Origin of the sequence: Halostella salina, assembly GCF_003675855.1 — an archaeon.
GTDB lineage: Archaea > Halobacteriota > Halobacteria > Halobacteriales > Natronoarchaeaceae > Halostella > Halostella salina.
The window spans coordinates 134,170-149,220 of sequence record NZ_RCIH01000004.1; the positions used below are offsets into that span (position 1 = coordinate 134,170).

The window sequence follows — 15,051 nt, forward strand, 5'->3', positions numbered from 1 at the left end:
ACTTATTACTCTCTCGGCACCTGTATCCGATAACACGTCGGCCGGGGCCCTCCACCGGCCGCGGAGACGAGTCATGGCCGGACCACCCCCCGAGGACCGACAGGACGAGTCGAACAGCCCCGACAGCGGTCGCGACCTCCGGACGGCGGCGCTCGCCCTCGCCTGCATCGTCGGGCTGGTCACGGCCGGAACGGTCGTGCCGGCGCTCGCCGCGCCCCTGAGCGGCGACAGCTTCAACCGGTCGCTGTTCAACCAGTCCGGGGGCGGCTCCGACGGCCCGTCCGGGCAACCGGGGCAGGTCACCGGCGGGAGCGGCCCGTCGTCGGCCGGGCTGGGCGCGCTGAACCCCGGCGACCGGACGGGCGTGGGCGGATCGCTCGGCGGCGAGTCGCTTCGCAACCAGTCCGCCGAGACGCATTTCTACGTCGAGAGCCCCGAACCGGCGTACTGGCGCACCGGCGCGTACGGGGTGTACACCGGCAGCGGCTGGCGGTCCGGCGAGGGCGACGGGCAGATCGGTCCGATCCCCACCGACGGCGGCACCCGGATGGAGCAGACCGTGGAACTGGAACGGCCCGCCACCGCGCTCCCCGCGGCGTGGCAGCCGATCGGCATCGACGGCATCGGCGGGCCGGTATCGATCGACCGGTACGCGATCGTCGCCAACGAACCGGTCGCCGCGGGCACCGAGTACACGGTGACGAGCTACCGGTACGACCCCTCGCCCGAACGGCTCCGGCAGGCGGGCGTCCCGGCCGGTAACGAACGGTTCACCCGGCTCCCCGACGCCACGCCGGACCGGGTCGGCGAGTTCACGAGCGACCTGACCGCGGACGACGACACCGCGTACGACAAAGCGGCGACGATAGAGCAGTGGCTGGAGGCGAACCACCGGTACTCGCTGGACGCCTCACACGACCGGGACGGCACCGTCGCCGACGAGTTCATCTTCGAGATGGAGCGGGGCTACTGCGAGTACTTCGCGACGGCGATGACGGTGATGCTCCGCTCGCAGGACATCCCCGCCCGGTACGTCGTCGGGTACAGCCCGGGCGAGCCGGTCGATGAGAACCGCTACGAGGTGCGCGGGATGAACGCCCACGCCTGGGTCGAGGTGTACTTCGAGGGCGTCGGCTGGGTGAAGTTCGACCCGACGCCGGCGGCCGACCGGCAGACCGTCCAGCAGCGGGCGCTGGAGAACCAGACCGGCGACGGCGAGAGCTACCCCCACGAGATAGAGACCAGCCCCGGCGAGACGTACGACCCGGCCAACGGGAGCCTCGTGAACGCCGAACCGCCGTACTCGATCGACCTCTCCTCGGAGCCCGCCCCCGGCCGGGAGGTGACGGTGTCGGTGACGAAGGCCGGTCGCCCGGTCGAGTCCGTCGAGGTCCTGTTCAACGGCGACGCCGTCGGCACCACGGACGCCGACGGGGAGGTCGTCGGCACCGTGCCGTACGAGGGCCGGCTGAACGTCACCGTGCGCCCGGTCGACGTCGAGACGGTCGAGAACGGCTCCGGGGGGCTCACGGGCGACGACAGCGCCGCGCTGGCCGGGACCGGCGAGCGCACCGGCGGGTTCGCGTTCGGCGCGCCCGCGACCCAGGAAGCGCCGGCGGCGGACAACGGCACCCGGACGTACGAGGTCGACACCACCGTCGCGGTCCGCGTGGCCGGGACGCCGACGCCGGGGGCGACCGTCGACCTGCTCGTCAGCGCGGGCGGCGAACCGCTCCGGAACGCGACGGTTCGGGTCGACGGCGAGTCCGTCGGCAGGACGGACGGGGCCGGCGTCATCACGACGACCCTGTCCGGCGACCCGGGCGACGAGGTGACCGTCGCCGTCGAGCGCGGCGAGGTGGCCGGCGAGCGGACGATATCGCTCGGCGAACTCGACGCGAGCGTCGACGGGCTGGCGGTCGCCGGCCGGAACGCGACCGTCGTCGTCACCGTCGGCGACGACCCGGTGTCGAACGCGACGGTGTCGATCAACGGCGAGGTCGTCGGCCGGACCGACGTCGACGGCGAACTCGCCGTCTCCCTCCCGCTGGCGAACTCGGCGACGCTCTCGGCGAGCGTCGACGGCCGGGAGACGGAGACGGCGCTGAACAACCTCCTGCTCCCGCTCGCGGGCGCTGCCGTCGCCCTCGTCGCGGTGCTGGCGGGCGTCGTCGCGCTCGCCCGCCGCCGCGGGGTGACCGGCGACGACGTTGCGGCGCGGGTCCGATGGATCGCAGGCGGCGTCGTCGCCGTCCTCGTCGCGCTCGGCGACGGGCTCGACGGGCTGGCCCGCCTCGTCCAGCGGGCGATGGACCGGTTCGACGGGCTGGGGCGGCTCCGCGCGGCCCTCGCCGGGCTGACCGTCGCCGGCGTCGTCGCCCGACTGCGACGGCTCGCCGGTCGGCTGCTCGGACGGGTCGGGATCGGCGACGGACCGCGCCCCGACCCGGCAAACCGGAACGAGGTCGTCGACCGGGCGAGCGCCCCCGAGAACGTCGGCGAGCAGCGCCGGTCGCTTCGGGGGCTCTGGCGGCGGTTCGTCCGGCTCGTCTCCCCCGGCGACAGCCGGACGCGGACGCCGGGCGACGTGGCCCGCGCGGCGGTGCGCAAGGGGTTCCCGGACGAACCGGTGTACCGACTGACGAACGCCTTCCGGCGGGCGGAGTACGGCGAGGACCCGCCCGACGAGGAGCGGGTGTCGGCCGCCCGCCGCGCGCTCGACGCGCTCCGCGGCCGGGACGGTGAGCGATGAGGCGGCTCGGACGCGTCGTCGGCGTCGCGGTCGGGCTGGCGACGCTGGCGGCGGGCATCGCCTTCGTCTACGCGCCCGGCCTCCTGCCGAGTGCGCTCCGAGCCGCGGCGCGGGAGGCGACCGCGTCGACGAACAGCACGCAGCTGGCCGCCGGCGTCGCCGCCGTCGGCCTGCTGGCCGTGCTGTGGAGCGTCCGGTCGTCGGATGAGCCCGGGGCGACCGAACCGATCGTCTCGACGCCGCCGGAGGAGCCGACGACCGACACCGCCGTCGCCGGCGATGCGTTCGAGGACGCCGTCGAGCGCGTCGGGGAGCGGGAGCTGTCCGCGTGGGACCGCGGCCCCGACCCGTCGGCGACCCTGCGCGAGACGGCGCTGGTCGTTCTCGCCCGGAGCCGGCCGGACGCCGACGCGGAGGCGCTGGTCGCCGCCGGGACGTGGACCGACGACCGCGTCGCCGCCGGCTTCCTCGGCGACGATCGCGCGACGGCGTGGACGCTCGACGAACGGCTCCGCCGCTGGCTCGCCCCCGAGCGCGAGACCCGGCGGCGGGCCGAGCGGACGGTCGACGCGCTCCGGCGGGAGCTCGACCGCCACGAGCGCCGCTGGCACGACGGCGGCGGGGCCGGCGGAGAGTCCGCGACGGGCAACCCGGCCCCGGGCGAGGAGGTGCGTCGCTGATGCCGACGGTCCGGCGGTTCGGCGGCGCGGTCGCCGGAAGCGCGGCGCTGGCATCCGCGGGCGTCGCCAGCGGCCAGCAGCCCCTGCTCGCGGCCGCGGTCATCCCGCTCGCGTTCGTCCTCGTGGGCGCGCTGTCGGGGACGCCCGAGGCGGCGGGAAGCGTCCGCGTCGACCGCCGGATGGGCCCGCCGTCGCCGATGCCCGGCGAGACGGTGCGGGTGACGCTGACCGTCGAGAACCCGACCGACCGGGCGCTGCCGGACGTGCGCGTCGTCGACGGCGTCCCGGACGCCGTCACCGTCTTCGAGGGGTCGCCGCGCGCGGCGCTCTCGCTCCGGGCCGGCGAGTCGGCGACGGTGTCGTACTCGGTGATAGCGCGGCGCGGCGAGTACGCCTTCGACCCGCCGCGGGTCAGGCTCCGGAACGCGAGCGCCACGGGGTACGACACCGCCGCCGTCGACGCCGGCGGCGACGTCCGGCTCTCCTGTGAGGTCGGGGTCGACGCGGTGCCGCTCCACGAGCAGACGACCGGCTTCACCGGGCAGCTTCCGACGGACACCGGCGGCTCGGGCGTCGAGTTCTACGGCACGCGGGAGTACCGCACCGGCGACCCGCCGAGCCGGATCGACTGGCGACAGCTGGCCAAGAGCGGCTCGCTGACGACCGTCGACTACCGGCGACAGCAGGCCGCCCGGACCGTGGTCGTCGTCGACGCCCGAGAGCCGTGCGACCTCGCGCCCGCCGAGGGGTACCCAACCGGGGTCGACCTCGGGGTGTACGCCGCCGCCCGGCTGGTCGGCACGCTGGCCGACGCCGACCACCAGGTCGGGGTCGCCGCCGTCGAGGACGCCGGGCTCGGCGAGACGGTCTCCTGGGTCGAGCCGTCGAGCGGCCCGGAGCTGCGGGCCCGCGCCGAGCGGCTGTTCTCGGACGTGCTCGAATCGCCCGCCAGCGACCGGGGCGTCGCCGACGGCAGCGGCGTCCCCGGCGATGGCGACGCGGTCGCCGACCTCCGCCGCCGGCTCTCGGGGTCGACGCAGTTGCTCATCGTCAGCCCGGTCCTCGACGGCTACCCGGTCGAGGCGGTCCGGACGCTCGCGGCTCACGGGCACGAACTGACGCTGGTGTCGCCGGACGTGACCGGCTACGACTCGACCGGCAAGCGGATCGCGGCGCTCGAACGGCGGACCCGGCTCGCCGAGGTCCGCGACGCGGGGGTGCCCGTCGTCGACTGGCACCCGGACGAACCGCTGACGCTGGCGCTGGCGGACGCGACGGAGGCGATGCGATGAGCCTGAACCCCTTCGTCACGGCGGACTCGGCGGCCAACGGCGACGCGACGCCGCCGCGGACGAGCCGCCTCCTCGTCACCGTCGTCGCCGGCTTCGGCGTCCTGTTCGTCGGCTCCCGGACCGCGGTGTTCGGGCAGGTGGTAGACAGCGCGCTGACCGCGCTCGTCGTCGCGGCTGCGCTCTCGCTGCTGAACGACGACGAGCCGGAGGCGCTCGCGATCGGTAGCCTGCTGCTGGTCCCGGCCGGTGCGCTGCTGGTCGGCGACCTGGTCGCCATGGCGAGCGGGCCGCCGGTGCGGGCGGTGCGCGCGGTAGCGCTGCTCGTTGCCGCCGGCGGCCTCGCCGCGCTGTGGACCGGCGTCGTCGGGAACCGCTCGCTGACGACCGCCGTCTCGCGCTTCGCCTACTCGGTCGTGCCGCTGTCGCTGGCCGCGGTCCTCTCGATGACCTCGGTCCTCGGCGCGCTCGAAACGGCCGCGCTCGGCAGGCCGGTCCTCGGCGCGCTGTGGGACGCGCTCGTCTCGCCCGAGGGGTCGGCCGTCCGGGTCGCCGACTTCCTCCTGCTGCTGGGTCTGGCCTGCCTCGCGGTCCGGGCCGCGCTGGACCGGCTCCCCGTCGTCGAACTCGCCCCGGAGCGGGACCGGGACCGCAGGGCGCGGCAGGCCGCGACGGCGCGGCGGGTGCTGACCCGGACCGCGGGGGCGTCGCTCCCGCTCGGTGTCGTCGTCGGCGTGGTGTTGCTCGCAGGGCCGCTGCCGTCGGGCGGCGTGGCCCTGTCGGTCCTCGAAGCCGCAACCGGCATCGCGACCGCGGGGGTCTTCCGGACCCTGCTCGTGGCCGCGACGGTCGGCGGCGTCGTCGCCGCCGTCGCCGCCGAACTGGTCCTCCGCGTCCGCGACGCCGCGGCGGCGGACATCGCGCCTCGCGTCGTTCCGGCGGCGGCCGGCGTCGCGGTCGTCCTCGGGGTGCTCGTGTTCACCGGCCCCGTGATCGAGCGGGTCCGCGCCCGGACGCCCGTCGCCGTGCTGCCGACGCTGGAACGACTGATCGAGGTCGCGGGCCGGTCCGCCGTGGCCCTGCTCGCCGTCGCCGCGAGCGTCGTCCTCTTTACCCTGCTCGTCGGCGCGGTCGTCGCGCTCGGCCGGGCCGGCTTCCTGACCGACCGGGTCGCGCCGGTGTCGCTGGCCAGCGGCGGCCTGTTCGCGGGGGCGCTCGTCACCGGGATCATCGGTGACGGGGGGATCGCGCTGTACGTCGGCGTGGCGGCCGCGACCGTCGCCTGGGACGCCGGCGAGTACGGCGTCGGGCTGACTGAGGAGCTGAGCAGGCGCGCGTGGAGCCACCAGGGGGAGCTCGTCCACGCGATGGCCAGCCTCGCGGTCGCGGCCGCCGGCGTCCTCGCCGCGGTGGCGCTGGAGGGGACCATGCAGCGACCGGTCCCCGAGGGGACGCTCGTCGGCGTCGGCGCGGCGACCGCGTTCCTCGGCACCGTGATCCTCCTCTCGCGGCTGCGGTCGTAGCCGGCCCGCCGCCGACTGCGGTCCGTTTCCCGTGGCACCCTATCCGTGGAGCCGAAAGCATACGTAGCGGCCGCCGCTAGGGACGGGCGATGAGCGAGTCCCCGACACGCAGCGTCGACGAGGCCGCCGCCGACTGCTCGGCGATCCTCGACGCGGTCCACGAGGCCGTCATCGCCGACAGACAGTTCCCCCGGACCGTCCTCCTCGGGGTGCTGGCCCGGGGCCACGTCCTGCTGGAGGACGTGCCTGGCACCGGCAAGACGCTCACCGCGCGGTCGATGGCGGAGGCGCTCGGGCTCTCCTTCAACCGCATCCAGTTCACGCCCGACCTCCTGCCGAGCGACATCACCGGCACCCACGTGTACGACGAGACCGACGGCACCTTCGAGTTCAACCGGGGACCGGTGTTCGCCAACGTCGTGCTGGCCGACGAGATCAACCGCGCGCCGCCGAAGACCCAGGCCGCCCTGCTGGAGGCCATGGAGGAGGGGCAGGTCACCGTCGACGGCGACACCCACGACCTCCCCGACCCATTCTTCGTGATCGCCACCCAGAACCCCGTCGAGCAGGAAGGGACGTTCGAACTGCCCGAGGCCCAGCGCGACCGCTTCGTCGTCAAGACGGAGATGGGCTACCCCGGTCGCGGCGGCGAGCTACAGCTGCTCAAGCGCCGCGCGAACCGCAGCGAGCAGTCGCCGTCGGTCGAACAGGTGATCGAGGGGGCCGACGTGGCCGACCTCCAGGCCGTCCCCGAGACGGTGACCGTCGACGAGGCGATCCGCGGCTACATCGTCGACCTCTGCCGCGAGACCCGGACCGACCAGCGGGTCGAGGTCGGGGTCTCGCCGCGGGGCGTCCAGCGGCTGTTCGAGGCGGCGCGGGCGAACGCCGTCATCGCCGGCCGGGACTTCGTCGCGCCGGACGACGTGCAGGGGGTCGCCCAGCCCGTGCTCGCCCACCGGCTCGTGCTCACGACCGAGGCGTCGGTCAACGGCGTCGAGAAGGGGACCGTCGTCGCGGACGTGCTCAACCGCGTCGCGGTGCCGGCGATGGCGACGGAGTGAGCGGCGGGCCGCGGAATCGTCGACGCCCGTCGCCGATCGACCCGTTTCGGAGGCCTAAAGGCGGCGACACGCCTCGCCGGTGGTATGAGCGACGCGAATCCCGGAGCGCCCTCGATCGGACAGGTCTCCCTCATCGCCCTGTTCGTCACGGCGCTGGTGACCGCACAGCTGACCGCGACGAAGATACTCGCCTTCGACATCCCCTTTTCGGTGCCGGTCGCCGGCGAGACCCTGATCCTGCCCGGTGCGGCGCTCGCCTACGCCGTCACCTTCCTGGCGAGCGACTGCTACGCCGAACTGTACGGCCGCCGGGCCGCGCAGGTGGTCGTCAACGTCGCGTTCGCGATGAACTTCGTCGTGCTGGCGCTCGTCTGGTCGACGATCCTCGCGCCGGCCTCCCCCGCCGGCATCGACGCGGGGACGTTCGAGACGGCGCTGGGCGCGAGCACGAACGTCGTCCTCGGGAGCCTGCTCGCCTACATCGTCTCGCAGAACTGGGACGTGCTCGTCTTCCACCGCCTGCGGGAGTACACCGACGGCGACGCGCTGTGGCTCCGCAACGTCGCCTCGACCGCCAGCAGTCAGGCCATTGACACGGTCATCTTCGTCTCGGTGGCGTTCTTCCTCGCGCCGGAACTGCTCGGTGTCGGCACCGCGCTGGAACCGCCGGTGATCCTGTCGCTGATGGTCGGCCAGTACCTGCTGAAACTCGGCATCGCCGTCCTCGACACGCCGGTCGTGTACGCCGTCGTCGCCGCGGTCCGCGACCGCGAGGGCGACCGCGCCGTCCCGGCCTGACTGCTCGCGCCGGCGACCAGTTGGGCTGCTGACAGCGACGTTTTTCACGCCGCTCGTGGCACGCTCCGACATGGCCAACGAGCCGTCAGTCCAGACCGTCGAGGAGGGGGACGACTACTACCACGTCCGGTTTCGCGACCCCGACGAGTTCGACGAGATCCGCACCCCCGACTGGGCGGACGAAGCGAGCGACTCGGTATCGGAAGGGAGCGAGGTCCGAACCGGCAAGGAGTCCGGGAGCGACGACTGGGCGGTCCAGAGCGTCCTGATCAAAAAGAGCGTCGGCGAGGAGAAGGCCCGCGAGCAGGCCAGGGAAGTCGTCGAGACGATCCGGTCCTGAGCCGGCCGGTCGATCCCCGGGAGCCATTATCCGTCGGCCGGTAAGGGGAACCGTGACCCGAACGCTGACGTGGGGGCGCGCGAAAGGCCCAAATATGCACTTATCGAACACCCGGGAAACGATAACTGAGGGAGACGGCCGATGACCGCGAGCCGCGGTGGGCCGGGCACCCGCGTCGACCCCAGCGCGGACGACCGTGCCCGGTACGACTACGCCGGCGGCGACGTGGACCGACCGGCGCTCGTCGACGACCTGGAGACGCTCGTCGACGGCGAGGTGCGCTTCGACGAGTACAGCCGTCAGCTGTACGCCACGGACGCCAGCGCGTACGAGCGCACGCCCATCGGCGTCGTGTTCCCGACCGACACCGACGACGCGGCCGCGGTCGTCGACTACTGCGCCGACCGCGAGATCCCCGTCCTCCCCCGGGGCGGCGGGACGAGCCTCGCCGGGCAGACCGTCAACGAGGCCGTCGTGCTCGATTTCACCAGGCACATGGACAGCGTCCTCGACGTGGACCCCGACGCGCGCCGTGCGCGGGTCCAGCCGGGCACCGTCCTCGCGGACCTGAACGCCGACCTCGAACCCCACGGCCTGAAGTTCGCCCCCGACCCCGCGTGGGGCGACAAGAGCGCGATCGGCGGCGCGGTCGGCAACAACTCGACCGGCGCACACTCCCTGCAGTACGGCAAGACCGACGCCTACGTCGAGGAGTGCGAGGTCGTCCTCGCTGACGGCACCGTGACGACGTTCGGCGAGGTGTCCCGCGATGAGATCCGCGAGCGCGCCGGCGACGGGGCCATCGAATCGCGGATCTACGCCGAGGTCGACCGGATACTCGACGAGGAGCGGGCGGAGATCGATGCCCGTTACCCCGAGCTGAAGCGCAACGTCTCGGGGTACAACCTCGACAAGCTCGTGGAGGGGGCCGACGACGGGACGGTCAACCTCGCGAAGCTGCTCGCCGGGAGCGAGGGGACGCTCGCCGTCGTCACGGAGGTCGAGGTGTCGCTGGAGCCGATCCCGGAGACGAAGGCGCTCGCGCTGCTGTCGTACGGCAGCGTCGTCGAGGCGATGGAAGACGTCGAGCCGATCCTCGAACACGACCCCGCGGCGGTCGAACTCGTCGACGACGTGCTCATCGACCTCGCGCGGGACACCGCCGAGTTCGAGGACGTGGTGGCGATGCTCCCCGAAGGGACCGACTCGGTCCTGCTCGTGGAGTTCTATGCCGACGACGCGGCCGAAGGACGCGAGAAAGTCGCGGGACTGCTCGCCGACCGCGTCCCGGGAAGCGACGCCGCGAGCGCCGACGGCGGCACCGGAACCGCCTCCGAAACCGACGCGGAGACCCACGCCGTCGCGGCGCTGGAAGCCCACGACGCCGACGACCGCGCGCGGTTCTGGAAGCTCCGCAAGTCCGGGCTCCCGATCCTGCTGTCGCGGACGACCGACGAGAAGCACATCTCGTTCATCGAGGACTGCGCCATCCCGCCGGAGCACCTCCCGGAGTACGTCACGGAGTTCCAGAAGATACTAGAGGACCACGACACGTTCGCCAGCTTCTACGCCCACGCCGGCCCGGGCGTGCTCCACATCCGGCCGCTGGTCAACACGAAGTCCGACCTCGGGGCGGAGACGATGGAATCGATCGCCGACGACGTGACCGACCTCGTCGTCGAGTACGGCGGCAGCGTCTCCGGCGAGCACGGCGACGGCCGCGCCCGGACCCAGTGGAACCGGAAGCTGTACGGCGACGACCTGTGGGCGACGTTCCGCGACCTCAAGTCGGCGTTCGACCCGGACTGGATCCTCAACCCGGGCAACGTCTGCGGCGACCACGACATGACCGACCACCTCCGGTACGGGGACGAGTACGAGTTCGACGCCGGCTTCGACCCCGAACTGAACTGGGCGAACGACAACGGGTTCCAGGGGATGGCCGAACTCTGCCACGGCTGTGGCGGCTGTCGCGGCGAGCAGGACACCACCGGCGGCGTGATGTGCCCCACCTACCGCGCCGAGGACGAGGAGATCCTGAGCACCCGCGGCCGGGCGAACGCGCTCCGGCAGGCGATGAGCGGCGACCTGCCCGAGGAGGAGCAGCTCTCGGGCGAGTTCGCCGACGAGGTGCTCGACCTCTGTATCGGCTGCAAGGGCTGCGCGAAGGACTGTCCGAGCGAGGTCGACATGGCGAAGCTGAAAGCCGAGGTGACCCACGAACGCCACCAGCGGGAGGGCGCGAGCCTGCGGGACCGCGCGTTCGCGAACTTCGATTCCCTCGCCGCGCTCGGCAGCGCGACCGCGCCGGTCTCGAACTGGCTGCCGAAGCTCCCCGGCGCGCGCCTCGTCATGGAGAAGGCGTTCGGGATCGCCCGCGAGCGCTCGCTCCCGTCGTTCGAGCGGGAGACGCTCCGGGACTGGTTCGAGGCCCGCGGCGGGCCCGCCATCTCGCCGGCCGAGGCCGAGCGCACGGCGGTCCTCCTGCCGGACACGTACACGAACTACACCCACCCCGAGCGCGGGAAAGCGGCCGTCCGCGTGCTGGAGGCCGCCGGCGTCCGCGTCGAACTCGCCGACGCGACCGACAGCGGCCGCCCCGCCCACTCGAAGGGCTTCCTCGACGCCGCCCGGGACACCGCAGAGGGCGTAGTCGCCGAACTCGCGCCGGCGGTCGACGAGGGCCGGGACGTGGTCGTCGTCGAGCCGTCCGACGCCGTGATGCTCCAGTCCGACTACCTGGACCTGCTGTCCGGGCGGGACGCGAACAGGGTCGCCGCGAACGCCTACGGGGTCTGCGAGTACCTCGACGCGTTCGGGCTGGACGGCGCGCTCGACGCCGACGGCGCGGGCGCGCTCACCTACCACGGCCACTGCCACCAGAAGGCGACGAAGAAGGACCACCACGCCGTCGGCGTGCTCCGTCGCGCCGGCTACGACGTGGACCCGCTCGACTCCACCTGCTGCGGGATGGCCGGCACGTTCGGCTACGAGGCCGAACACTACTCGATGAGTCAGGCGATCGGCTCGATCCTGTTCGACCAGGTCGACGGGAGCGACGGCGACGAGGTCGTCGCGCCCGGCGCGTCCTGCCGGACTCAGCTCGGCGACCGCGACGGCGCGGAGCCGCCTGCCCACCCCGTCGAGAAGCTCGCTGCGGCGCTGGACGGTTAGACCGCGTCGGCGACCGCCGGCAGCACGTCCGTCACGTCGCCCCGGAACGCGTGGTCGGCGCGGTCCGCGAGCGGCGTCGGGTCGGCGTTGACGACGGCGACCGTCGCGCCCCGCTCGGCCGCCCGGCGCGGGAGGCTCGCGGCCGGTTCGACCGTCAGCGAGGTGCCCGCGACGAGCATCGCGTCACAGCGGCCGGCGTGGGTCTCCGCGGCCGCCAGCGCCGCCTCCGGGAGCCGTTCGCCGAACAGCACCGTGTCGGGCTTCAGGAGGCCCCCGCAGTCACAATGCGGCGGGGCCTCGCCGTCCCGGACCCGCTCGACGGCCGCCTCCGCAGTCACCGAATCGCCGCACCGCCGACAGGTCGCGCGGTCGCCCCGTCCGTGGAGCCGGACGACGCGCTCGCTCCCGGCCGCGGCGTGCAGGCCGTCGACGTTCTGCGTGACGACGGCGTCCACGCGGCCCGCCGCCTCCAGGTCGGCGAGCGCCTCGTGGGCCGCATTGGGCGCGGCGTCTCCGGCGATCTCGGCGTGCAGGTCGACCCAGTCCCGCCAGAACGCTTCGGGCTCGGCGAGGAAGCGCTGGACGTGGAAGTCGCGCTCGTCGTAGCGCTGCCAGAGCCCGTCGTCGCTTCGGAAGTCGGGGACCCCCGAGGCGGTACTGACGCCCGCGCCGGTGAGCGCGACGGCGTGGTCGGCGGCGGCCAGCGCGTCGGCGACGGCGGCCACGTCCGCGTCGTCCATGGCCGTGGCTACGGCTCCCGGGGCGAAAAGCGCGGCGGGGCCGGCGAGGTGGGCAGCGAAAGACTGCCTCAACCCTCGTACCGCGTGATCCCCTCGATGGCGTCCTCGTTCACGTCGTCGTAGGCGTCGCGGGCGATCACCCGGCGGTGGACCTCGTCGGCCCCGTCGATGATCCGGAACGCACGGACGTTCTCGTAGAAGTCGGCCAGCGGGAGGTCCTTCCCGATGCCGTTGCCGCCACAGAGCTGGATCGCCTCGTCGACGGCGTGCTGGACGGCGTTGGCGGTGAACACCTTCGACATCGCCACGGGGACCCGGCCCTCCCCGCCCTCGGCGATGGTGCGGGCGGCGTGGCGGACCATCGTCCGGGCCGCGTGCAGTTGCGTCTGGGCGTCGGCGACGCGGTGGCGCAGCGACTCCTTCTCCGCGAGCGGCTCGCCGAAGGCCTGCCGTTCCGAGGTGTACGCCTTCGCTATCTCCAGAGCGCGCTGGGCCATCCCGCTGTAGCGCATGCAGTGGGTGAGCCGGGCCGGGCCGAGGCGCTGCTGGGCGATCGCGAAGCCGGTGTGTTTCGCGCCGAGCATGTTCTCCTCGGGCACCCGGACGTTCCGGTAGCGGATCTCGGCGTGGCTCATCCCCGTCACCGCGCCGCCGACGTGGGGGATGTCCCGGACGATCTCCACGCCGTCCGCGTCCGCCGGCACGAGAAACATCGAACAGCCCTGATACGGGTGGGCGTCCGGGTCGGTCAGGGCCATCACGATGAGCACGTCGGCCTCGCTGCCCTGCGTGGTCCACCACTTGTGGCCGTTTATGACCCACTCGTCGCCGTCCTGCTCGGCGGTCGTCCGGATCATCTTCGGGTCCGAGCCGCCGCCCTGGAGCGGTTCGGTCATCGAGAACGCCGACCGCGCCTCGCCGGCCGCGAGCGGCTGGAGCCAGCGCTCCTTCTGCGCCTCGGTGCCGACCATCTCCAGCGTGTGCATGTTCCCCTCGTCGGGTGCAGCGGCCCGGATGGCGGCCGGGCCGAGCAGGCTCCGGCCGGCCGCCTCGAACACGGGCAGCGCCTCGCGGAAGTCGAGCCCGAGACCGCCGTACTCCTCGGGGATCTGGGGCGCGTACACGTCCCGTTCCCGGGCTTCCGCCCGGAGTTCGGCGACCGTCTCCGCCGATACCGGCCCGTCGCCGAGCAGTTCCCGCTCGACCGGGATCACCGTCTCGTCGACGAACTCGCGCGTCCGCTCGGCGACCTCGCGGCCGACCTCGGGGTCGTGGTAGTCCATACCGTCACCCACGGCCGTCGCGGTGTAAAAACTTCCCCCGAATTGTCCGTTTCCTCCGTCGGCGGCCCCGAACGCGAGCGTTCCCGCCGGGTCAGGCGGCACCCCTCGGAAAAACTACACCAAAATTTAATATTTATGAGCCAGAAGGGGTTGCCATGGCAGACGAATCCGAACTCCGCCAGCAGATGATCGACGCGTTCGAAGGCGCTGACTACCCCATCTCCAGCCCGATGGACCTCGTCCCCGCGCTCCCCGACGGCCCCGGGACGAAGTTCGAGTCCGGCGACTTCTCGATGACGGCGATGGAGCTGAACACGAAACTCCCCGGCGGCGACTTCCCCTACGACTCGCCGGAGGCGTTCGTCGACGACGTCATCGAGCAGCTCAAGGACCAGGACTACCTGTAGCGCCGCCGGACCCGGACGGTCCCGGCGACCCGATTCTCAGTAGGCGAACAGGTCGGCACCGCCGGTGACGCCGATCACCTGCCCCGTCACGTAGCCCGCCAGGTCGCTGGCGAGATAGGCGACGAGGTTCGCCACGTCCTCCTCGCGGCCAAGTTCCTGCATCGGCGTCGCCTGCCGGACGCGCTCGTACTGCGGCTCGAACGCCTCCAGTTCCTCCGGCGAGAGGTCGGCCAGCGCGCCGACGACGATGCTCGGCGCGAGCACGTTCGACGTGACGCCGTGTTTCGCCCCCTCGAGCGCCAGCGTCTTGCCGAAACCGGTCATCCCGGCCTTCGTCGTCGCGTACGACAGCTGGGCGAAGTTGCCGCCGGTGCCGGCGATGCTCGCCATGTTGATCACCCGGCCCCAGCCGCGGTCGCACATCTCGGGGAACACCTCCGTCGTCACGTTGTACGCGCTGGTGAGGTTCACTTCGAGGTCGCGGTCCCACGCCTCGTCGTCGAAGTCGCCGACGCGGGCGACGGTGTCGACGATGCCCGCGTTGTTCACCAGCACGTCGACGCCGCCGGTGCGGTCGCGGACCGTCTCGACCGCGGCAGTCACCTCGTCGCGGTCCGTCAGGTCGGCCTCGACGGCGAACGCGTCGCCGCCGTCGTCGCGGATCCCCTCGGCGACGACCTCCGCCGAGTCGCCGTCCACGTCGACGACGGCGACTTCCGCGCCCTCGCGGGCGAGCACTTCGCAGTCGACGCTTCCGATCCGGCCGGCACCGCCGGTCACCAGTGCCGTTCGTCCGTCCAGTCCGAGATCCATGCACACACGGTGCGGGCGCGCTCGCTTAACCGTTTGGGAAAATGAACGTTCGGAAAGTTTCCCGACGTTTCGGTGGGAGTTATCCGACGCACTTCGTTCATGATCGATGTGTATGAATCGTGCGTGTGAACCACAGACACACCGGGAGTAGTTTTATTTTCCCAACCGTTCTGGGATGGAGTACACCG

At 72.7% G+C, this 15,051-nt stretch carries 12 protein-coding genes; 9 read left to right on the forward strand and 3 right to left on the reverse strand.

Features of this window, described 5'->3' with window-relative positions:
• The first annotated feature begins 73 nt into the window (after positions 1-73).
• The 8 genes from D8896_RS19850 to D8896_RS09285 all read left to right on the forward strand — a co-directional run bounded on the left by D8896_RS19850 (position 74) and on the right by D8896_RS09285 (position 11,620).
• Positions 74-2,752 (forward strand): DUF4129 domain-containing transglutaminase family protein, encoded by a 2,679-nt coding sequence (locus D8896_RS19850; RefSeq protein ID WP_121821809.1) that lies wholly within the window; start codon positions 74-76, stop codon positions 2,750-2,752.
• Positions 2,749-3,432 (forward strand): DUF7269 family protein, encoded by a 684-nt coding sequence (locus D8896_RS09255; protein ID WP_121821810.1) that lies wholly within the window; start codon positions 2,749-2,751, stop codon positions 3,430-3,432. The genes D8896_RS19850 and D8896_RS09255 overlap by 4 nt, the downstream gene beginning before the upstream one ends.
• The gene (locus tag D8896_RS09260; protein WP_121821811.1) at positions 3,432-4,724 is read left to right on the forward strand and encodes a DUF58 domain-containing protein; all 1,293 of its coding nucleotides are present in this window, start codon (positions 3,432-3,434) and stop codon (positions 4,722-4,724) included. Before D8896_RS09255 ends, D8896_RS09260 begins: the two co-directional genes overlap by 1 nt.
• Entirely contained in the window at positions 4,721-6,244 is a 1,524-nt protein-coding gene (locus tag D8896_RS09265) for a DUF7519 family protein (protein WP_121821812.1), read from the forward strand. Before D8896_RS09260 ends, D8896_RS09265 begins: the two co-directional genes overlap by 4 nt.
• 89 nt (positions 6,245-6,333) lie before the next feature.
• Positions 6,334-7,308: an AAA family ATPase gene (locus tag D8896_RS09270; RefSeq protein ID WP_121821813.1), complete on the forward strand. Its 975-nt coding sequence runs from the start codon at positions 6,334-6,336 to the stop codon at positions 7,306-7,308.
• A gap of 84 nt (positions 7,309-7,392) precedes the next feature.
• Positions 7,393-8,106, forward strand: coding sequence for a queuosine precursor transporter (locus tag D8896_RS09275; protein WP_121821814.1), 714 nt, complete (start codon positions 7,393-7,395; stop codon positions 8,104-8,106).
• A 70-nt stretch (positions 8,107-8,176) separates the two neighbouring features.
• Complete coding sequence (locus D8896_RS09280; protein WP_121821815.1) at positions 8,177-8,446, forward strand: hypothetical protein; 270 nt, start codon at positions 8,177-8,179, stop codon at positions 8,444-8,446.
• 141 nt (positions 8,447-8,587) lie between these two features.
• Complete coding sequence (locus D8896_RS09285; RefSeq protein WP_121821816.1) at positions 8,588-11,620, forward strand: FAD-binding and (Fe-S)-binding domain-containing protein; 3,033 nt, start codon at positions 8,588-8,590, stop codon at positions 11,618-11,620.
• On the opposite strand, the gene D8896_RS09290 is transcribed toward D8896_RS09285, so the two are convergent.
• Positions 11,617-12,360, reverse strand: a complete 744-nt coding sequence (locus tag D8896_RS09290) for an SIR2 family NAD-dependent protein deacylase (protein ID WP_121821817.1) — start codon at positions 12,358-12,360, stop codon at positions 11,617-11,619. The genes D8896_RS09285 and D8896_RS09290 overlap by 4 nt on opposite strands.
• A 68-nt stretch (positions 12,361-12,428) precedes the next feature.
• Positions 12,429-13,643 carry an acyl-CoA dehydrogenase family protein gene (locus D8896_RS09295; RefSeq protein ID WP_121821818.1) on the reverse strand — a complete coding sequence of 405 codons (1,215 nt, stop codon included), beginning with the start codon at positions 13,641-13,643 and terminating at the stop codon, positions 12,429-12,431.
• A 155-nt stretch (positions 13,644-13,798) separates the two neighbouring features.
• On the opposite strand from D8896_RS09295, the gene D8896_RS09300 reads away from it, so the two are divergent.
• Complete coding sequence (locus D8896_RS09300) at positions 13,799-14,050, forward strand: MTH865 family protein (protein ID WP_121821819.1); 252 nt, start codon at positions 13,799-13,801, stop codon at positions 14,048-14,050.
• Positions 14,051-14,086: 36 nt separating this feature from the next.
• On the opposite strand, the gene D8896_RS09305 is transcribed toward D8896_RS09300, so the two are convergent.
• Positions 14,087-14,863, reverse strand: coding sequence for an SDR family NAD(P)-dependent oxidoreductase (locus tag D8896_RS09305; protein ID WP_121821820.1), 777 nt, complete (start codon positions 14,861-14,863; stop codon positions 14,087-14,089).
• Between the last annotated feature and the right edge of the window lie 188 nt (positions 14,864-15,051).

Coding starts and splice junctions, on each gene's coding strand:
- D8896_RS09255 (WP_121821810.1), top strand. CDS start 2,749: ATGAGGCGGCTCGGACGCGTCGTCGGCGTCGCGGTCGGGCTGGCGACG.
- D8896_RS09275 (WP_121821814.1), top strand. CDS start 7,393: ATGAGCGACGCGAATCCCGGAGCGCCCTCGATCGGACAGGTCTCCCTC.
- D8896_RS09300 (WP_121821819.1), top strand. CDS start 13,799: ATGGCAGACGAATCCGAACTCCGCCAGCAGATGATCGACGCGTTCGAA.
- D8896_RS09265 (WP_121821812.1), top strand. CDS start 4,721: ATGAGCCTGAACCCCTTCGTCACGGCGGACTCGGCGGCCAACGGCGAC.
- D8896_RS19850 (WP_121821809.1), top strand. CDS start 74: ATGGCCGGACCACCCCCCGAGGACCGACAGGACGAGTCGAACAGCCCC.
- D8896_RS09305 (WP_121821820.1), bottom strand. CDS start 14,863: ATGGATCTCGGACTGGACGGACGAACGGCACTGGTGACCGGCGGTGCC.
- D8896_RS09290 (WP_121821817.1), bottom strand. CDS start 12,360: ATGGACGACGCGGACGTGGCCGCCGTCGCCGACGCGCTGGCCGCCGCC.
- D8896_RS09270 (WP_121821813.1), top strand. CDS start 6,334: ATGAGCGAGTCCCCGACACGCAGCGTCGACGAGGCCGCCGCCGACTGC.
- D8896_RS09280 (WP_121821815.1), top strand. CDS start 8,177: ATGGCCAACGAGCCGTCAGTCCAGACCGTCGAGGAGGGGGACGACTAC.
- D8896_RS09295 (WP_121821818.1), bottom strand. CDS start 13,643: ATGGACTACCACGACCCCGAGGTCGGCCGCGAGGTCGCCGAGCGGACG.
- D8896_RS09260 (WP_121821811.1), top strand. CDS start 3,432: ATGCCGACGGTCCGGCGGTTCGGCGGCGCGGTCGCCGGAAGCGCGGCG.
- D8896_RS09285 (WP_121821816.1), top strand. CDS start 8,588: ATGACCGCGAGCCGCGGTGGGCCGGGCACCCGCGTCGACCCCAGCGCG.